This is a genomic window from Clostridiales bacterium (genome assembly GCA_012512255.1).
Taxonomy (GTDB): domain Bacteria; phylum Bacillota; class Clostridia; order Christensenellales; family DUVY01; genus DUVY01.
On record JAAZDJ010000003.1, the window covers coordinates 1 to 18,688 of the forward strand.

An 18,688-nucleotide genomic window follows, 5' to 3' on the forward strand; every position below is an offset into this window, starting at 1 on the left:
AAAAATATTACATCGCCCAATATATAATCGCTGATTGTTTTTATTTCGTATTCCCAATCGTCAAAGGGCAGGCTTTTGTGGATTATTTTTATTTTGTCGCCCGCCTTGACGCCTAAGTGTTTTGCCGCCGAATAGGACACAATCATCTCAGAATAGTCTATCGTTTTGCCCGTTTTTTTATCGCGCTGGGATATGCCTTTGAAATCCGCGTCCACAAACCTTAAATTGATTTTTAGATATTGACCGTCAAATTGCGCCAAAGCAATCGCCTCAAAATAATCGTCGCCCTTATCGTTTTGGTCAAATTTAATTTGGCTGTCAAAGCTGTAAATATGTTGATATTGATAAGTTTTTCTTATATCGTTGTCTATATTATTGACCGAGTTCAATATGCCAAGCCCAATCATCAGCAACATGCCCGATATAACCATGCCCAAAAACATAATCATATGCCTCCCAAAATTACGCAAAATATCCCTTATAAAAAATTTTAGCCCGAATTTTAAGTTTTCTATTTTGGCAGCCTTTTCTATTTTGCTGACCTTGGCGCGCCTGCCCCTGCCGCGCATAAGCTCCAAAGGCGGCTGTTTTAACGCGTTTAACACGACAAAAAACATAACGGGCAAAATCATTCCAAAAGCTATGCCCAAAATAATAAGCATATCCAATGGATTGTAAGCATAGACGATAATGGGTAAATTGTATCTTGACAGCTCTATCAGCGCCAGCGCCCTCGCAAAAGCGTAGCCGCTAAGCCCTCCTACCGCCGTCCCCAGCGCTATTAACAAAAAAGGCAAAAACAAATAATGGATAAGCAACTCTTTTTTGGCGTATCCCACGGCGTAAAGCGTGCCCATCACATTTTCTTCGCCGAGCAGCTGGCGGTTTAGGATTATAGCCAGCATAAAACAAGCGACCAGTAAGATAAATAGCGGCAAAATTTGGCCTATCTCTATAAATCCCGAGATATCGCTTCGCGCGTTTGTAATGCGGCCGTTCAGATCGGCCTCTAGCCAATTAATCGGCGCATAGCCCCTTTTTTGCAAGGCTTGTTTGAAATCCTTAAAAATTTGGTCTTTTTGCGCGTAGGACGCCTCGCTCTCGATCCTGACCAAATATTCCGTTTTGTAAAGGTCCGTCCAATACTTGATGTCCTTGACCAAAACCAAACCAAAGACATCCGAATCGTTGACAGTGTTGTTTGGGCGGGCCGAAACCGTTATATAGTCAGGCAGGGCGAAAAAGCCCGATACCACGGCTTGATGTTGGTTAATTGTTATAGTGTCGTTGATTTTTATCTTGTGATAATCGGCAAAACTTTGGTCAAGCAACACTTGGTTTGGGCCTTGGGGCGCTTGACCCTTTTTGAGCTGGTAGATATTTAGTTTTTCCGTTATTGAAAAAAGGCGTAGGGTGATCCCGTTTTGCTTAATATCCGCGTAATATCTTTTCTCGCTATGGTCAAAGTATTGCTCCAATAATTCTTCGTCTTGGCTTTTGAGCCCGTTGACGCCCGCATTGTCGTTTATTTCAAAAGACGCGTCGGCCAAGCGATGCTCTTGCCAAAAAGCGTCCAAACTATTTGAAATACTATAACCGCTTGTTCTAAACGCCGTAAAAAGAGCGCTTGATAATATTATAAGAACAAGCGCGCCCAAATATCTTATTTTATTAAACCTTATGGTCCTAAGCGACTTTAAAAAAAGCAGTTTCATTATATTTACCATTCAAGCTCGTGGGCTTGCAGTATGTTTTGGTTGACTTGGTTTTTAACAATTTCGCCGTTTTTTAGCGCCATTATTCTATCGGCCATCTTGGCGATTTCGCTGTTATGGGTAACCAGCAATACGGTAGTGTTGTATTTTTTATTGATATTTCTTAACAGCTTCAAAACCTCAATGGAGTTTTCATAATCAAGCGCGCCCGTGGGCTCGTCGCAAATCAAAAGCTTAGCGTTTTTGACTACGGCGCGGGCGATTGCCACTCTTTGCTGCTGGCCTCCGCTCAGCTTGGAGGGAAACTTGTTTTTTTGGTCCAAAATCCCCACGCTGTCTAGCACTTCGTCAATATCTAGCGGGTTTTTGGCGATATTGGCGGCGACTTCCACATTTTCCTTTATAGTAAGGGAGGGTATAAGATTATAAAACTGGAAGACAATGCCGATATGCTCGCGCCTAAACTCGGTAAGCGCGTTGTCATTTAGGGCGGTAATTTGGGTATCCATTATTGTAACGCTTCCGCCGCTTGGGCGGTCTATGCCGCCAATTATATTCATAAGCGTGGACTTGCCCGAGCCCGACGGGCCCAAAACCACGCAAAATTCACCCTCCAGAACATAGAAGCTGATTTTTTTGAGGGCGTAAAAATCAGCCCCGCCCGCGCGATATATTTTGACCAAATCTTTGACTGTTACCAACTCTTTCATTATATTTTTATTATATTATTCAAGTATTACCTTATTTTTACAAAACTATCTCAGTTCTCAAACATAATGTTGATAATTGTTAAAAAATAAAAAATAAGCGCAATATATTGTGTATTTTTGCTTTTAATTGTAAAATCAATTTGTTATAATATGACTAACCTAGCTTATTATCTAACCCCTCATAAATTCTAGGACAAAGCCCGCCAAAACATTTTAAGGCGGGCATTGTCTTTTTAGGCGTTTTTTTATAACTTAATTTTATCTTGTGGAATTTCAATAATAATTTAAGCCAAAAACAATAAAAAGGCTTTATTGCGTTATTTATACGCAAAAAACCTTAGGCGACAAAAAAAGCGAAAAAGGACAGCCTTTTTCGCTTTAAAAAGCATCTTTTAAAAAAACAAACTTAGTTAGCTTTGTAAGGCAACAGGGCCATTTCCCTTGCGCGCTTGATAGCCACCGCCAAAACCCTTTGGTGCTTAGCGCAAGTGCCCGTGGTTCTTTTGGGTATAATCTTGCCTTTTTCGGTAATAAACTTTTTGAGCTGGTTAGCGTCTTTGTAGTCAATATTAAGTTTTTCAACGCAAAAGACGCAAACTTTCTTTTTAGAGGGTCTGTAGGGTTTTTTTACTGTTTTTTCCTTTTCTTCCGCAACTGTTTTTTTCTTGTCTTCCATATCATTAATCTCCTATCTTAAAAAGGCAAATCATCGTCTTCAATGGGCGGGATATTCTGGATACTCTTTTTTTCCTCGTATGAGTCCTGAGCCGATTTGGGCGTCAAAAACTCAACTTCCTCCGCCACGATTTCGGTAATATATCTTTTTATGCCGTCTTGCTCGTATGAGCGCGTTTGCAAAGTCCCGCACACGCCTATTTTTGAGCCTTTTCTCAAATACTTATGGCAGTTTTCGGCGAGGCCTCGCCATGTCACGATATTAAAAAAATCAGTCAGTCTTTCGCCGTCGGCGCTTAGATAATTGCGGTTTACGGCTATGGACATTCGGCAGTATGGGATGCCGCCCGTTGTTTGGGATAATTCGGGGTCGCGCGTCAGATTGCCTATTAATATTACTTTATTCATAATTACATATCCTTATTTTTAATCCAATCTGACTAACATATGTCTCAAAAAATCGTCTGAAATTTTAATTTGTCTGGCGATTTCCAAAGGCAACTCGGCAGGTCCCGTAAAATTCATAAGGACATAATAACCTTCGTTTTTGAACTTGATAGGGTAGGCGAGTTTTCTTACTCCCCATTTGTCAATCTTATCAATGGCTCCGCCCGCCTCTGTAACAATTGAAGAAATTTTTTGGATTGCGGCGTCTTTTGCCGCGTCGTCCAAACTAGCCGACAAAATATAAAGCAATTCGTATTTGTTCAAACTTTTTTTCACCTCCCGGACTAAAATGGCTTTGCGTTTTTAAATTTGCGCAAAGCAAGGCAATAAAACTTGCGGCTGTCTATTGGTGGGAGCTACAGGGATCGAACCTGTGACCCCCTGCTTGTAAGGCAGATGCTCTCCCAGCTGAGCTAAGCTCCCTAGTTGTTAGACAGCCGCTTTATCTTGGTGACCCCAAGGAGATTCGAACTCCTGTCGCCGCCGTGAAAGGGCGGTGTCTTGACCTCTTGACCATGGGGCCTTGATGTTGGTAGCGGCAGACGGATTCGAACCATCGACCTATCGGGTATGAACCGAGTGCTCTAGCCAACTGAGCTATGCCGCCACGCCGATATTAATCTTTTAAAGAGCGCGTCCAAAAAATTGGCTTTATCATTATATATTATTACGGCATTCTTGTAAAGAGTTTTTTTCAATCTTTGGCTTGAAAAATATAGCAAAGTCGGCTTTTTTAGGCTGTTTTTTATGTTGTTAAAGTATATTTTAATTGTCTTTTGGGCTTTTGTTTTGTTCCGTATCGTCCAAAGTTTTGCTTTTTTTTGCCGCGTATATTATAGCAAAAATTGGCCCGAGATAAAAAACAAAAACAATCAAAAAGTTAAAAATTAGTAATTTTTTTAGCGTTAAGTTTATTTTTGATATGTTAACAAAAGCGGCTATAGCGAGGATATATTGCGCTAAGACAATAACCGCCGCTATAATAACTTTTGTCGCGCTCAACGCCAAAATAACATTTTGCAAAAAGAACTCCTTATTCGCCGCCCAAAAATATCAAAAACCATTATAACAAAACTCTTAATATAGTCAACCAAAACCCGTAATATATAAATAACGGCAGATTCTAACAAACGCCTTTTGATATTTTGGCAACAATAATATGGCGCATATTAATTAACGATGAATAATAAAAAGCCGATAATTAATTATGGTTTTAAATGCTAAAAAAACTTATAAAAACAAAAAGCTCCCAAATTTATTTTGAGAGCTTTTATTAAGAATGGTTGCGGAGAGGGGATTTGAACCTCCTGACCTTCGGGTTATGAGCCCGACGAGCTACCGGACTGCTCCACTCCGCGATATCGCCTTTTCTGACGGCTTATATATTCTATAATGTTTATATTAATTTGTCAAGGCGTTGAGCGTTAAATTTTTTTGATATAATTTGGTACTTTTGGTTTATCTTTTAAAAACTATTGTTATACAATGTATTGACGGGAGTATTTTTTATGTTTTGTTCACATATTAAATATATTAAAAAACATATAAAAAATGTTTTGACATTGAAAAAGGCGTATGGCATAATTACAATGGTGGAAAGGTTGGTTTTTTATAAACCGTTTTTTTATAGCGGTTATCCGGATTGATTTTCCCTATAATAAAAATTGAAAACAAAAATTTTTATATATTGGAGGACGCTAAATTGAACACTTACGGCATTGAAAAATGGGGGATTTTAAATCCCTTAGCTGTTTATCGGAATTTATCGCCGGCCGAGCTGACAGAGCTTGCGCTGGAAACAGAAGACGCCAAGCTTATTGATAACGGCGCGCTCTTGGTCGCTACCGGCAAATATACAGGCCGCTCGCCCCATGACCGCTTTATTGTGGACGAAACGTCCATTACTAATGACATAGATTGGGGCGCAATCAACAAAAAGATTTCCGTAGATAATTTTAACAGGATTTTGGCCAAAATTACCGCTTATCTTAGCAACCGCGAAATATTTATTTTTGACGGTTTTGTGGGCGCCGATCCCAAGCACAGAATCAATATAAGAGTAATTAACGAATACGCTTCCCAAAACCTTTTTATGTATAATATGCTAATCCGTCCTAAAAAAGGGGAACTTGAGGGGTTTGAGGAAGATTATACTATCATATGCGCGCCCGGGCTAAAACTCGTGCCCGAGACGGACGGCGTTAATTCTGAAGCGGGAATTATCCTTAGCTTTGAAAAAAAGGTGATCTTGATAGCGGGGTCAAAATACGCGGGCGAAATGAAAAAGAGCGTGTTTTCTTTGATGAACTATCTCTTGCCCAAAAAAGGCATCCTGAGCATGCATTGCTCCGCCAATGTGTCGCTAGAAGACGGCTCTTCGGCGTTGTTCTTCGGGCTTTCGGGAACAGGCAAAACCACTTTGAGCGCCGACCCTAAAAGAGGCCTTATAGGCGACGACGAGCACGGCTGGAGCGACGAGGGCATATTTAACTTTGAGGGCGGCTGTTACGCAAAATGCATAGGATTGAGCGAGGAAAAAGAGCCCGAAATTTTTAGGGCGATTAGGTTTGGCGCGGTGGTTGAAAATGTTATAGTGGACCAAGACCGCCGCCCCGATTATGACGACGCTTCCATAACAGAAAACACCCGCGCGTCTTATCCTATAGAATATATACCCAACGCCGTAATCCCGGGAGTCGCCTCCCATCCCAAAACAATAATATTCCTAACGGCCGATTCGTTTGGAGTTTTGCCGCCTGTGGCCAAGCTTACCAAAGAACAAGCCATGTATTATTTTATCAGCGGTTATACGTCAAAACTGGCTGGAACCGAGCGCGGCATTATTGAGCCTCAATCCACTTTTTCCACTTGTTTTGGCGCGGCGTTTTTGCCTTTGCACGCCAGCAAGTACGCCGACCTTTTGGGCCAGAAGATAGAAAAACACGGCTCTGAAGTGTATTTGATTAACACCGGCTGGTCGGGCGGCGCTTACGGAGTGGGCAGCCGCATGAGCCTGAAAGTTACCCGCAGCATAGTGACGGCGGCCCTTAACGGCGACCTGGCCGATGTTGAATACGAACAAGAACCATATTTTGGATTGTTTATTCCAAGAAGCTGTCCGGGCGTGGACGCCAAGCTTTTAAATCCTATTAACACGTGGGCGGACAAAGACGCCTATATCAAGACAGCCAAAAAATTGGCGTCCGATTTTGTGAAAAATTTTGAGCAATATGCCGATATTGACCCTGAAATAAAAAACGCCGGGCCCAAAGTATAAATATGTAAAAATAATCGTCAAAAAATCCCCCAAAAGAAATGTTTTTGGGGGATTTTTAAGTATTTATATAAAATATTTATACAAAAAATCTAATATAATTTAGTTTTGCCTATTGACATGATGAAATTTTGAATTTAAAATGATATTTGGTGGATTTTGTTAAAATTTTATAACTTAGCCTAAAAGTTTTTGTTTAAAGGATGTCACTAATGATAAGGTTTGCAGAAACTAAGGTTAGTCCCGACGCAATCAAAAAAAGGGTTACTTATCTAAGTATTATTGCTTGGGCGTGTTTTTTGTTGAGTCTATTTTTATTTGTTTTTATGTGGGCATACGGCGCTATGCCCGAAAAACATTTTTTCATAAGCGGCGAAATCGCGCTTCTTGGAATGGTTATTCAAGCGGGTCTTTTCTTGGCCGGCACTATTTTATATGTCTATACCGATAAGCTAAAAATCGTGTTCAAAATTGATCTTTACAAAGTCCAAAAAAAAGGCAAGTCCCGGGCCGCCAAAATACGATCGTATAGAATGCATTTTAAAAAGAGGCTTACAAACTTTATAATCTTTGAGTCTTTTTTGGTCGCCTTTTTTATTACCAGCCTTACGGTCACTAGAATTGTAGGATGTTCCATACGCAACCCGGTATTGGACGCCAATAATTTCTTTAACAGCGAATTGATATTTTTGATTTATACCATAGTCGCGCTTATCGCCATGGCGATTGATATTATGTATGTCAACTATTTAATACAGTTAAGCGCCAAAATCTTCAAAAAGAAACCCGCTACGGCGCCGGTAATAGCGGAACATTACGATCACGATTAAAAAAAAGAGCATTTTGAAAAAATGCTCTTTTTTGTTTTGGTTATTAATATTTTTAAATCAGCATCCTGCCCCTGTCGGGCGTGTTTATCACCATCAAGATATTTTCTTCATCGCCGCTTTCGGCGTTTATATACACTATATACAAGTTATCGCCATACGAGGCGTAAAACTCATAAGTCAAAACCTCCTCGCCCCAGTCTTTAGGGATTAGCGCTAACCTTATGCTATGGACTTTAAGCCTTGGGCTTATTTTTTGCAAGGCTTGTTCTTGGGAGATAGAAGGCGGCGTAATTTCTCTATTGATATGGTTTTGAAGATAAGAATTGGCTTCCCAGCCCAAAAGGCTGCCGTCCGTCAAGGATATTTTGACTTTTATCAAATCGGGATAATATACAATATCGTTTACCACGGGAGCAAGGTTTATAAAGGCGGTGTCGCCCAATACGCTTATCCAAACACCTTCCATATCCTGATTGATAAGCGTTTTAGCCCATTTTTTCGCCGAAATAATAGCTTGCTCTTCGTCCAATTCGGGCTTGCCTGCCGCGTTGCCGCCGCTTATTGAAATAGGCAATCCCCCTTGCGCGCTTAGCTGGATATATCTTGTTAGCCCGTCCTTTGTGGTTGTTATATACTCATACGCCGCCAAGTCGCCCGAGGCTTTGCCTTGGTATTTTATATCGGCTGTGTCTTTGAGCGTTTTTGATATGTAATCAATTCCTTGTTTATAAGATATTTCTTTCAGGCCCGCCAGGGCTTTGTATTCTTTTTTGGACAACGCGTCCGAAAACGGCCCGTCGTAAATCATCTCGGGATAGTCTGTGGATTCTTGGTTGATCTCATAAAGTCCCGCGCCCAATAGGTTTTTGGGGTCTTGTTTGCCGCCTCTTAGCTTGGAGAGGTTTATGTTGTCTATAATGCGGTAGTCCGAGATAATTTTTTGGGACAATTTTTGGATGCCTTGATTGATTTTGGCGCAATGCTCGGACAAAGAATCCAGCTTTTGAATATCTTCTTCTGAATATGTTCCGCCTTTTTGCAGTTTTCTATTAAGCGAATAGATATAATCGCCCATTTGGTTGACAAACTTGGAAGTATTGGCGATCGCGTAATGATCAATGGGCAACTGCGCGAGATTGTCTTCAATCATCGCCGCCGTCCTCCAAACATCGTTGGCAAGTATCATTCGCTGCGAGTCCGAGTTGGTTATTTTTAGTTTGTTTAATTTTGTTTCAAGTTCGTTCATGCTGTTGCTTACATTGAAAAAAGATTTTTCATAGGCGTTTTCAAGCGCTTTTTCGTTGGCGTCGTTGCGCGCCCAAACATTAATCAGCGCGGCGACAAGCCCCAAAGCGACCACAGCAAGAAGCAATATCAGCGAAATTGCCCCGTCAATTCTTTTTTCTATGGCTTTGCCTTGTGTGTTTTCGCGGTTATTATTCATAAACCTATCTCCTTATGCGTTATGCGGGTTTGCAAAAATTATGTCTGCCTATTTTTATGACCACGGGCAAACTCCAAATCCATTTTGAGGTCGCCGTAGCCGGGTTATAGTAATACAGACATCCGTATGTGGGGTCCCAGCCGTTAAGCGCGTCATTAGCGGCGTTGATGGCGGTTTGGTTCGGCGCAAGGTTAATCTGGCCGTCCGCCACCGCCGTAAAGGCTTGCGGCTGATAAATCACCCCGCTTATAGTATTGGGGAATCGCGAGTCTTTAACGCGGTTTAAAACCACCGCGCCTATGGCGACCTGCCCGGTATAGGGTTCGCCCCGCGCCTCCGCATAAATACATTTGGCAAGCAAATATAGCTCATTGCTGGAAGCGTAAACGCCGGACGCGTATCTGGTCCCGCCGCCTCCGCCGCCCAAGTTCAAGCCCATAGCCGCCTCGGTTTTGCTGCCCACGATGCCGTCGGGCGTAAGCCCGTTCTTTCTTTGGAAATATTGGACGGCCGCCCTTGTTTTGGGACCGAAGATGCCGTCTACCGCGCCGTTGTAATAACCCCATTTTTTAAGGACGGTTTGCACGGCGCGCACATTGGCGGGAGTGTCGCCTTTTATAATATTTCTGCCGCGAGAAGATGTTTGGGAATAGCTTAAATTCAGCCCCATAGCCGCCTCGGTTTTGCTGCCCACGATGCCGTCGGGCGTAAGCCCGTTCTTTCTTTGGAAATATTTAACGGCCGCTCTGGTTTGGGAGCCAAAGATTCCGTCTATTTTACCGTTATAATACCCCCATTTTTTTAGGACGGTTTGCACGGCTACGATATTGGAATATGTATCCCCTTTTATAATATTGGCGGCCTCAACCTCGCGAGTATAAGAAAAAGTAAGACCGAAAATCATAATCAAAGTCAAAAATATCGCCGCAATTTTCTTATGTTTTGTTTTTGCCATCTTCCACCTCGTATGTATTTAATTTTCTTTTTTCCATTGTTTTATTAGTTCGTATATTTTGGATTTGTATTTTATATAACCGCCGCCTTGGTCCTGAGCGTCCAAAAAACACAAAGGCGGATAAATTACGCACCACCAATTATCGCCCTCGCCCCGCCCCAAATCAATTATCAACGCCGTATATACGCCCTCTTTTAGCGTATAGCCGTCATAATATCTGGTCGGAAAATATTCTTTTTTCAAAGACACATTTGCGCCGTAACCATACCCGTTTTTATATGCCGCGCGCGCGCAAATATCTTTTAGCTCGTCTTGGCTGTCGTATATTAACTTATAAACATCGTCAAAACCATGGCAATTGGCAAGGCGCGGCGTTAGGTACTGCAAAACTTCGTCTTTGACCTTGTATTTTAGGGCTTGGTCTTGGGGGCGGTCGCTGTTTGCCCGTATATGCAGCCTAATGCACTCGCCATCGTTTTTTTTGCCGTTAATAGTAAAATTTACTAAAAATATTAATAATATACCAAAAGCAGCCAAAACAATATAAACAATTTTGGATTTCAAACCTAAAAACTCCTTTTATATTGTTTTGACTAAGATTATTAACAATTAATTAATGAAAAAACCCGCGAGGAAAACAAAAAAACAAAAAGAAGCCAAAAAAATGTCAAAACTTAAAAAATATCGGTTTTGAATAAATATTTGGCTTTGCCTTTTAAAGAACGGTAGATTTTGTTTTGTATGGATTTTTTGGGGGTAAGGGCGAAATACGCCCCTCCCGAACCCGTCATGCCGACATACTCGGCGCCAGCCTCTATTAACAACCGCTTTGCCGATTGTATCTTTGGGTTAATAAAATTAGCCGCCTCTTCCAAATCGTTAATCAAATTATCTTTTAACAGCGCGAAATTGTTGTCTTTTAGGGCCTTAATGATTGTATCGTTAATAGCGGCGTTAGAACCCTTTAGGTTTAGCCTGTCAAACGCTTCAAAACATTGTCTGGTTGACATCGGATAATTCATGGCGATTACGGCTTTTAGCTTGCAATTATTTTCTAAGATTTGTATTTTTTGCCCCATGCCGGTTACTTTGCAGGCTTTAAAATTAAGCATATAGGGCGCGTCGCTGCCTATTGTCTTTGCGATATTTTGGATTTTTGGGCTGTCAATATCAAGGCCGAGCATTTTACACAAAATTTTTATCGCGCATGCCGCGTCAGCCGAAGACCCGCCCAGCCCCGCCATAACGGGAATGCGCTTTTTTATTTTTACGCGCAGCGGCGGGATGTCAAAGCCGTTTTCTTTAAAAAGCTCAATGGTCCTTTTTACGGTGTTAATGTCCTTATCAATATCTGCAAAGCGTCCAAAAAATTTTATGCTGTCTTTTTTGGCTTTTTTTATTTTTACGGTATCTTTTAGGTCTTTGCAGCTTAGCATTATGGAATCCAAAAGGTGATATGGGTCTTGTTTGCCCGTAACAATCAAACTTAAATTAATCTTAGCGTAAGCGTGAAGTTTCATATTTGTATTATATCACAAACAACTTATTATGAGCTTTAAAAAAGTTCGCTTAACGATTTAAAGTAATTTTTACGGCGTTTTTATATTCTTTCCTAATTTTAAATCTTTTGTTTTAGGTCAATAATCTATCAATATATGAAAAGATTTTTGATTTTTTTGGCTTTTGTATTAATTTTTATCGCCTTAGGCATAGCCAATCAGGATTTGTTATATTTAAAATCCCGATACCCCGATATGAAAGTGGCGTTTTATACCGCCCAAAAGCCCGCGTCGGCCGGTCAAGATTATTTTTTTGACGGGATATATAACCAAATCCATTGCGACGCCAAAGACGCCGCCAAAATAAAAAGCGCCCTTAAAAACATCAAGGGAATGAGCGTATCTTTTCAAGGGGATATCAAAGACATTGAATACATTTTGAATTTTTATAAGGTCAAAATTATTTTAGAAACTTACCAAAACCAAATTTTGTATATATACGGCTATTCGCACTTAATTAACGCGCCGTCTATTAAGATTGACGGCAACTATATAAACATACAATTGGCTTTAAGGAAAAACACCGTTACCGTAGGCGCGCCCATAATCTTAGGAAGTTATTAAAACGCACCCATCCAACTTTTTTAAAAATTTTGTATATTAACGATTTTTTGTGTCAATAATCCTTTCACAATGGAGGTTTAGCAAAATGGATAAGAAAGAAAGAAAAGGCGGAGTCGCTGTAAAAAGGTTTTTCAAAAAAAATCTTTACTATATTTTGCTGATAGTAAGTCTTCTTGCCATAGGGACAATAGTCACATTGGCTTTGGTGCTTAGCGATCAAAAGGACCCTAAAGACCCGGGCTTGCCCACAGGCGGCGGCGAAACCAAAATGATAGCGCCCATAAGCGGAGATTATACGATAGCCAAAGATTATAGCTCGGACAAGCATTTTTGGTTTGCGACCCTAGGACGATTTAAAACACACCTTGGCATAGACTTTGCGGCCGAGGACGGAACGCCCGTAGTGGCTGTTTTGGACGGCAAGGTTGAAGATGTTGACACCAATAATATCCTCAATGGCTGCATTGTCGTGATAAAGCATTCGGATTCTTTGACCACCGTTTATAAGTCGTTAAACAATGTCACGGTCAAAAAAGGCGACAGCGTAAAAGCCGGCGACAAGATAGGCGAAGTATCGGCGTCTATGGGAATAGAAAAAGATATGGGACCGCATCTGCACTTTGAGGTTATGGTCAACGGCAAACTGGTCAATCCCAACGATTATTTGACTTTATCAAGCGACAAATAAAATCCGCCTAATAAACCAAAAAGAAAGCTAGAACAATCAAAAGAAAAAGCCTCTTATTTTAAAAAACCGCTAAAATGGCGGTTTTTTTATTGGGCAAGCATCAAGCCTATATTTCTGTTGGCTTGGCGCAAGATATTGTCCAAAGTCAAAGGCAGCATTATGGTCATAAGTTTTTTTGCCATAAGCTTTTCTATTAAGTCTTGCAAAAACTGCGAAAACTCTTGATTGGTCTTTAAGAATTTTTGGCTGTCTGATACGCATTGGGAAAACTCGGCCGCAAAATTATTGGCCTTATTGATATCCTGCATCTCATAAGGGTCAAGCGTTCCTCTTATATATTCGGCGTTGGTCTGCATTATCTTGACGGCTTGGGCGTCGCTCCAGTCCATATCTTTGTCCTGTCTTAAATATTCTATGGCTTTTTGGTATCTTTTTAGTTCTAAGATATTGCACTCATACACCGAAGGATAAACGCAGGAATATATCCTGCCTTTTTTTATTTCATTAAGGATGTTTTGCAAAAGCTCGCACAAACCCCGCGCTATTTCCTCGCAGTCAGAGTTAAGCCGCAAAGCGCGCTCGTAAGCAAACGGCAGCCGCCCTATCGCCACAGGCTGCGGTTTTGCGAGTTTTTCCATTTCCAGATTGCTTATTCTGTGGTTAATGGACACGCCGCAAGCGTTTTGGGTGCTAAGTTCCAAAGAGTAAGTATAAGGGGTGATAAAACAATTGAGCTCAATAAGCCTTGGTTCAATAAGGTTAAGCCCGCTTTCAAGCGCTGCGCTAAGCAACATCTCAAAATGGACCTTGTATCTGTCCAATGACTGCAATATGCGCATATCGCCGTTTTTTTGTCCCGAGACCAAAGCCACGCAATGCTCTTTAAAAATCCTGGCGTAAAAGACATTGAGTTCCATTGTGTTTTTTATATATTGCTCTCTTGTCATACCCGCCCCCGCTTTTTATTAATTTATTATATTTATATTCTTTAAAATCGGGGCGTATGAGTTTTTAAAAAAACGCTATCTCAGGATATCCTCAAAGCCCTTAAAAATCTTGGAAAAGTCAAATAACTGGTTGTTCTCGCTTGCGCTTTCTTGGAGTTTTTGTTCTTGTTCTTCGGGCGGCGGAGGCGATTGCACGCCTTCCACAATCAATCCCCTTTGGGGCGCGTAACGGTCGTTTCTTATCTTGACTTCTTTTAGTAATTTGTCGCCGCTGTAATACCTTAAATAACCTTCCGATACCATTCCGTCTTTGGGATGCTGAAGTATATGCGTCTGGCCCTTGTATTTGACATATTTTGAATATTTGCCGTCATAGTCCAAAATCTTATCGCTTCCGGGCGAGGCTATGCGCGACAAAATTTTATACCGCCTTGTTATCCTATACGGCATTTTAAGCCCGTAAAACTCAACCACCACCCTGTTTTGCGCGCAATAGCTGTGTATATAGACATTCCTGCCGGTGTTATTGCGAAATTTTAAATCGCTCCAACTGCCGTTTACCATGGCGTCAAAAGAGGGCTCAATATAGCTTACCCTTAGGCTGTGGTTATTGGCTGAGATTATTTCCATATCCGCCAAAAGCGCGGCGTTATAAACAGTGGTTGAGGCTTGGCAGACCCCGCCGCCTATGCCCTGCTCGTATCTGCCGCCCATAATGATTTTGGCTTCCACAAAGCCGTTATAGGCGGTCCTTGGGCCTACCACTTTGTTAAACGAGACTATCTCGCCGTGTCGGACCACAAGCCCGTTAAACCTTTTCATCGCCAATTGTATGTTATGTTTTCTGCCCGCCGAAGAAGACGCGTATCCCGTGGAAAAACTGGCCCTAAGGTATGTTTCTTGTTTTAAATAATCCGCTGTAATCTCGGGTAAAATGGGCAAAGTATGCGCGGTTACTTTAACGGTCGTGCTGGTAAGCATCTTTTGATATATATCGTCAAATAATTTTTGGATATCAGCCCTTTGGCCGTTTTTTTCTTTTATTATGGCAAACTTAACACTATTATTGGGCCTAAAGATTAATTTTGCGTTTTGAGGGGGCGTATTGACATTTAGTATCAGCCACCTTTCAATATCGTCGTTAAGCCCGGCAAACATGAACTTAAAAGCGTCATAGCTGCTCCAACCCTGAGATTTTATCAGTTTTAGCATATTGATTTTTTGTTTTATGTCGCCCGACCTGTAGAATTGTTGTTCGGAATATTTATGGGTAAAGACTTTGGATTGGGCTTTGTATTTTTGCGGATAAAAAGTCGCGCTTTTTTGACCGTAAGCGATTGTGATTTTGGGCGAATTGTTAATTTCTGCCAAAACGCCCAAAAATTGACAAGTGCTTGCCCAAAAAGCAAGCACCGCCAAAAACATTATTAATATACGCTTTAATCTATTATTCATCGCAGCCCCAAAACTTCTATGGTTTTTCGCTCGGTCTTAAAATTTGTAATTAAGTTATCATACATATTATGCGTATCGCTTCCGTTTGTATTGATAAGATTATATTTTTTGGCTAATTTTTTGCAAAAGTTTATAATGTCATTACTATGCGTAGGATAATAGCTTTCTATGCCTTTTAGGCCCGCGTCGGACAATCTTTTTACCAAATCTTCCAAATCGGCCTTGTCCAAATAAAGCCTTGACGGATGCGCCAGCACGGGCACGCCGCCGCTTTGGTTAATTATATCCACGGCTTCGCGCGGGTCAAAATAATAAAAATCCACAAAAGCGGGACGGTTGGGGCTTAAATACAACTCAAACGCCTCCGCTTTGGTCTTGACATAGCCTTTTAATACCATAAGATTGGCTATATGCGTGCGGGAAACCGAACGGGTTTTAAAATTTTTTAAAATCTCGTCGTATGAAACCAAGATGTTTAGCTTTTTCAGCTTATCCAATATCATCTTAATCCGCTTAACGCGCGCCTGCGATAAATTGCTTAGCTCGCGGTTAACGGGATTGTCGCCTTCGGGGTCAATATTATATCCCAAGATATGTATTTCTGTGTCCTTAAAAGCGCTTAATTCGATTCCGCTTATGGCTTTTAGGTTATGCTTTTTGCACTCTTTCAAAAAATCCTTGATCCCGCCAAAAGTGTCATGGTCAGTCAACGAAACGGCGTCAAGCCCGAGCGCTTTGGCCCTTTGGATTAACTCGCTATAAGTCGCCTCCCCGTCGGAGTTAAAACTATGCAAATGCAAATCGCTTAACAAAATTTATATCCCGCTTTTTAGTCTATTTATAATTGTCTTGCTATGCCGCAATAACTGGTCTTTTTGGTTTTTGATTGTTTCTCTTAGGCAAGCGTCCAAAAGCCTGTCCAAAACCAAGCCTATGCATTTTGACGGCAAATCGGGATAGGCGTTTTTTATGTCGTTGCCATTGATTTTTAACTCTTTTATGGACTTGGGCAAATTGAGTCTTTGCAATTCGTCTTTGGCTTCCAAAAACCTAAGGCTTCTGTCGGGCTTGCCTGTGCCGTGCGCTAGGGTGTCCACCCGCACCAATTGCACAAAATCGTCCAATATATCGTAATTTTTAACGATAAACTTTCGCATCTTAAAAGGGCTGGTCTGCTGGTTTAAGTCAAACATATGCGCTTCAATCATTCTTACCGCTTTATCTACGATATGATTGGGATATTTCAGCCCTTTTTGCCCCAGCCTTTTTTTGATGATTTCCACGCCTATGTCGCTATGGCGGTGCATATTGCCGTATTTTATTTGCGAAAAAGGCTTGCCGATATCGTGCAAAAGCGCTTCAAGGCGGATATTGGGCGGGGCCAGCCTTACCGTTTCCAACAAATGCTCATACACGTCGTATTTATGGTGCTTGGTTTTTTGTTTTAAGCCTATGGTTTGGCGCATTTCGGGAATAATGTATTCCCAAAGTCCCATCTCGGCTATCAGCCGCAAGCTGCGGACTTGGGCGTCTTGCATGCCGTATTTTGTGTCGGCGATTAGGATTTTATCAAACTCTTGGCGGATTCTTTCTTTGGAGATGTCTTTGAGGTTGTCCTTATGCTTTAGCGCGCTTTGGTAAGTGGAAGGGTCTATTTGGTATTCAAGCTCGGCGGCAAAACGGACCATTCTCAAAATCCTTAAACCGTCGTGGCAAAAAACTTGGTCGGGCGAATTGACCGCGCGCAAAAGCCTGTTATTAATGTCTTGGATCCCGTTATGAAAATCCAAAATCCGATCTTGCTTAATGTCGTAATACAAAGCGTTGCAAGTAAAATCCCGCCTTAGGCTGTCTATCTTGGGATCGTCAATAAAGCTTGACGAATAAGGCGTATGCTCGCCTGCTTTGTATTGTTCGGTTCTAAAGGGCGTATATTCAATTTTTACGCCGTCAATAATTATTACGGAGGTGTCCAGCTTAGGATTGACAATTTCAAACTTAGCGTTTTTGGGAAGCAAGGCGGATAATTGCGCGGACGAGACCGCGCCCGCGGCGTCAATGTCATAAGAGGGGTTATTTTGGATATAATCCCTTACATAGCCGCCTGTGATATACAAAGAAAAATCAAGGCTTTTAGCCCATTGTTTAAAAGCCGCGGGTATTTTCATAGTATTAGTATAACATTTTTGTTATATTTATGTGTAGGATATTTACATTGTTAGTTTTTATGTTAAAATGGTATAAATATAGGGGTTAATATATTAGGAGTTTATGTTATGTATAATTTTATTATTAAATCATCGTCGCCAAAGGGGCGCAGGGCAATAAAAGTATTGTCTAAAGAACTAAACAAGCGGGGCTTGGAATATAAACTCCATTTTACATCGTATGCCAAGCACGCGAAAGTTTTGGCGGGCGAATTGGCGGCTTCGGGCCAGAAAAACATTATCGGAATAGGCGGCGACGGCACTTTCCATGAGATTATTAACGGGATTGCCAACCTTAGCGATGTCAATGTGGGCTTTATACCATTGGGCAGCGGCAACGACTTCGCCACGGCGGCGGGCTTGCCCAAGCATAACATCAAAAAAGCCCTAAAACATATACTTGACGGCAACATAAGAAAAATAGATTATATACAGTTTGCAAGCGGGCCTAGATGTCTTAATGTCGCGGGCACGGGTTTGGACATTGAGGTTTTGAATAAAACGCTTGCTATGCGCAGGTTAAAAGGCAAGCCAATGTATCTTTGGGCGCTTATAAGGGTCTTAAAAAACTTTGAGCCCTATAAATTGAGCGTGGAATTTGAAGGCCAAAAAAAATCCTACGAGTGTATAATGATAGCTGTCGCCAATGGGACTGATATCGGCGGCGGAATGAGAGTCTCGCCTCGTTCGGATTTGGGCGACGGCAAACTTAACCTAGTCGTAATCAAAATGGTTGACCGCAAAAAAATCAAATATCTTTTGCCCAAGTTTTTGTCAGGCAGACATATTGATATGTATTTTACGGAGCATTATTTGGTTGACCGCGTCAAAATTACTTCGGACATCGCGTATAAGGTCCAGCTGGACGGCGAGATCTATTCCAACTTGGACTTTGATTGTCACGTAGTGGAAAAAGGCATCAATATGTTTAGCGGATAAAATTATAAATATTTTTAATTTATTCGCATATTATATAGCGTGTAATTATATGCGCTAGGTCTTATTTGTCAGATTTTTTCAAAAAAGCCCAAACAAAAATCTTGACAACGCCCAAATGATTTGGTATTATAACTAAGCTATCTTGAACGGTCGCATTTTTTGCACATTGACAAGGGAATAAGAAAAGGCAAGACAAGCGAAAAAAAACAGATAGTGCGAGTCTTTTGTTAAAAAGGCTAGAAGGATTGTAGAGATAACGACTCTTTTAGCTTTACGGTC

Annotated in this window: 18 protein-coding genes and 4 tRNA genes; 5 read left to right on the forward strand and 17 right to left on the reverse strand. The window is 41.3% G+C overall.

The window, feature by feature from the left end; all coding sequences use genetic code 11:
• From GX756_00075 to GX756_00115, 9 genes are all read right to left on the reverse strand, one after another.
• A partial coding sequence (locus tag GX756_00075) for an ABC transporter permease (protein NLC16270.1) occupies window positions 1-1,715 on the reverse strand: 1,715 nt, incomplete at its 3' end.
• 5 nt (window positions 1,716-1,720) lie between these two features.
• The gene (locus GX756_00080) at window positions 1,721-2,425 is read right to left on the reverse strand and encodes an ABC transporter ATP-binding protein (GenBank protein ID NLC16271.1); all 705 of its coding nucleotides are present in this window, start codon (window positions 2,423-2,425) and stop codon (window positions 1,721-1,723) included.
• Between the two features lie 406 nt (window positions 2,426-2,831).
• Window positions 2,832-3,101: a 30S ribosomal protein S18 gene (locus tag GX756_00085; GenBank protein ID NLC16272.1), complete on the reverse strand. Its 270-nt coding sequence runs from the start codon at window positions 3,099-3,101 to the stop codon at window positions 2,832-2,834.
• A 17-nt stretch (window positions 3,102-3,118) separates the two neighbouring features.
• Window positions 3,119-3,508 carry a single-stranded DNA-binding protein gene (locus GX756_00090; GenBank protein ID NLC16273.1) on the reverse strand — a complete coding sequence of 130 codons (390 nt, stop codon included), beginning with the start codon at window positions 3,506-3,508 and terminating at the stop codon, window positions 3,119-3,121.
• An 18-nt stretch (window positions 3,509-3,526) separates the two neighbouring features.
• Window positions 3,527-3,811 (reverse strand): 30S ribosomal protein S6, encoded by a 285-nt coding sequence (locus GX756_00095; protein ID NLC16274.1) that lies wholly within the window; start codon window positions 3,809-3,811, stop codon window positions 3,527-3,529.
• Between the two features lie 83 nt (window positions 3,812-3,894).
• Window positions 3,895-3,970, reverse strand: a tRNA-Val gene (locus GX756_00100).
• Between the two features lie 25 nt (window positions 3,971-3,995).
• Window positions 3,996-4,070, reverse strand: a tRNA-Glu gene (locus GX756_00105).
• Between the two features lie 7 nt (window positions 4,071-4,077).
• Window positions 4,078-4,154 (reverse strand) — tRNA-Met (locus GX756_00110).
• 673 nt (window positions 4,155-4,827) lie between these two features.
• Window positions 4,828-4,905, reverse strand: a tRNA-Met gene (locus GX756_00115).
• A gap of 344 nt (window positions 4,906-5,249) precedes the next feature.
• Between GX756_00115 and pckA the strand changes: the two genes are divergently transcribed.
• The gene (gene pckA / locus GX756_00120) at window positions 5,250-6,824 is read left to right on the forward strand and encodes a phosphoenolpyruvate carboxykinase (ATP) (protein NLC16275.1); all 1,575 of its coding nucleotides are present in this window, start codon (window positions 5,250-5,252) and stop codon (window positions 6,822-6,824) included.
• Between the two features lie 209 nt (window positions 6,825-7,033).
• A complete protein-coding gene (locus GX756_00125) occupies window positions 7,034-7,651 on the forward strand; it encodes a hypothetical protein (GenBank protein NLC16276.1) in 618 nt (205 codons plus the stop codon).
• A gap of 52 nt (window positions 7,652-7,703) precedes the next feature.
• Here GX756_00125 and ypeB read toward each other — a convergent pair whose 3' ends face one another.
• The 4 genes from ypeB to ispE form a co-directional block, all read right to left on the reverse strand.
• The gene (gene ypeB / locus GX756_00130) at window positions 7,704-9,095 is read right to left on the reverse strand and encodes a germination protein YpeB (GenBank protein ID NLC16277.1); all 1,392 of its coding nucleotides are present in this window, start codon (window positions 9,093-9,095) and stop codon (window positions 7,704-7,706) included.
• Between the two features lie 19 nt (window positions 9,096-9,114).
• A complete protein-coding gene (gene sleB / locus GX756_00135) occupies window positions 9,115-9,765 on the reverse strand; it encodes a spore cortex-lytic enzyme (protein ID NLC16278.1) in 651 nt (216 codons plus the stop codon).
• Window positions 9,766-10,068: 303 nt separating this feature from the next.
• The gene (locus GX756_00140; GenBank protein ID NLC16279.1) at window positions 10,069-10,614 is read right to left on the reverse strand and encodes a stage II sporulation protein R; all 546 of its coding nucleotides are present in this window, start codon (window positions 10,612-10,614) and stop codon (window positions 10,069-10,071) included.
• 110 nt (window positions 10,615-10,724) lie between these two features.
• Window positions 10,725-11,570, reverse strand: coding sequence for a 4-(cytidine 5'-diphospho)-2-C-methyl-D-erythritol kinase (gene ispE / locus GX756_00145; protein NLC16280.1), 846 nt, complete (start codon window positions 11,568-11,570; stop codon window positions 10,725-10,727).
• Between the two features lie 135 nt (window positions 11,571-11,705).
• Here ispE and GX756_00150 point away from each other — a divergent pair, with 135 nt between their 5' ends.
• Together GX756_00150 and GX756_00155 are read left to right on the forward strand one after the other, a co-directional pair.
• Complete coding sequence (locus GX756_00150) at window positions 11,706-12,173, forward strand: hypothetical protein (GenBank protein NLC16281.1); 468 nt, start codon at window positions 11,706-11,708, stop codon at window positions 12,171-12,173.
• An 85-nt stretch (window positions 12,174-12,258) separates the two neighbouring features.
• Complete coding sequence (locus tag GX756_00155; GenBank protein ID NLC16282.1) at window positions 12,259-12,861, forward strand: M23 family metallopeptidase; 603 nt, start codon at window positions 12,259-12,261, stop codon at window positions 12,859-12,861.
• Between the two features lie 86 nt (window positions 12,862-12,947).
• On the opposite strand, the gene GX756_00160 is transcribed toward GX756_00155, so the two are convergent.
• The 4 genes from GX756_00160 to GX756_00175 form a co-directional block, all read right to left on the reverse strand.
• Window positions 12,948-13,808 carry a DUF2935 domain-containing protein gene (locus tag GX756_00160; protein NLC16283.1) on the reverse strand — a complete coding sequence of 287 codons (861 nt, stop codon included), beginning with the start codon at window positions 13,806-13,808 and terminating at the stop codon, window positions 12,948-12,950.
• A gap of 75 nt (window positions 13,809-13,883) precedes the next feature.
• Window positions 13,884-15,263 (reverse strand): VanW family protein, encoded by a 1,380-nt coding sequence (locus tag GX756_00165; GenBank protein NLC16284.1) that lies wholly within the window; start codon window positions 15,261-15,263, stop codon window positions 13,884-13,886.
• Entirely contained in the window at window positions 15,260-16,075 is an 816-nt protein-coding gene (locus tag GX756_00170; protein ID NLC16285.1) for a PHP domain-containing protein, read from the reverse strand. Before GX756_00170 ends, GX756_00165 begins: the two co-directional genes overlap by 4 nt.
• A 3-nt stretch (window positions 16,076-16,078) precedes the next feature.
• A complete protein-coding gene (locus GX756_00175; protein NLC16286.1) occupies window positions 16,079-17,431 on the reverse strand; it encodes a CCA tRNA nucleotidyltransferase in 1,353 nt (450 codons plus the stop codon).
• 108 nt (window positions 17,432-17,539) lie between these two features.
• Between GX756_00175 and GX756_00180 the strand changes: the two genes are divergently transcribed.
• The gene (locus GX756_00180) at window positions 17,540-18,409 is read left to right on the forward strand and encodes a diacylglycerol kinase family lipid kinase (protein NLC16287.1); all 870 of its coding nucleotides are present in this window, start codon (window positions 17,540-17,542) and stop codon (window positions 18,407-18,409) included.
• The last annotated feature ends 279 nt before the right edge of the window (window positions 18,410-18,688 follow it).

Coding starts and splice junctions, on each gene's coding strand:
- GX756_00080 (NLC16271.1), bottom strand. CDS start 2,425: ATGAAAGAGTTGGTAACAGTCAAAGATTTGGTCAAAATATATCGCGCG.
- GX756_00085 (NLC16272.1), bottom strand. CDS start 3,101: ATGGAAGACAAGAAAAAAACAGTTGCGGAAGAAAAGGAAAAAACAGTA.
- GX756_00090 (NLC16273.1), bottom strand. CDS start 3,508: ATGAATAAAGTAATATTAATAGGCAATCTGACGCGCGACCCCGAATTA.
- GX756_00125 (NLC16276.1), top strand. CDS start 7,034: ATGATAAGGTTTGCAGAAACTAAGGTTAGTCCCGACGCAATCAAAAAA.
- ypeB (NLC16277.1), bottom strand. CDS start 9,095: ATGAATAATAACCGCGAAAACACACAAGGCAAAGCCATAGAAAAAAGA.
- sleB (NLC16278.1), bottom strand. CDS start 9,765: ATGGGGCTGAATTTAAGCTATTCCCAAACATCTTCTCGCGGCAGAAAT.
- ispE (NLC16280.1), bottom strand. CDS start 11,570: ATGAAACTTCACGCTTACGCTAAGATTAATTTAAGTTTGATTGTTACG.
- GX756_00150 (NLC16281.1), top strand. CDS start 11,706: ATGAAAAGATTTTTGATTTTTTTGGCTTTTGTATTAATTTTTATCGCC.
- GX756_00155 (NLC16282.1), top strand. CDS start 12,259: ATGGATAAGAAAGAAAGAAAAGGCGGAGTCGCTGTAAAAAGGTTTTTC.
- GX756_00160 (NLC16283.1), bottom strand. CDS start 13,808: ATGACAAGAGAGCAATATATAAAAAACACAATGGAACTCAATGTCTTT.
- GX756_00165 (NLC16284.1), bottom strand. CDS start 15,263: ATGAATAATAGATTAAAGCGTATATTAATAATGTTTTTGGCGGTGCTT.
- GX756_00175 (NLC16286.1), bottom strand. CDS start 17,431: ATGAAAATACCCGCGGCTTTTAAACAATGGGCTAAAAGCCTTGATTTT.
- GX756_00180 (NLC16287.1), top strand. CDS start 17,540: ATGTATAATTTTATTATTAAATCATCGTCGCCAAAGGGGCGCAGGGCA.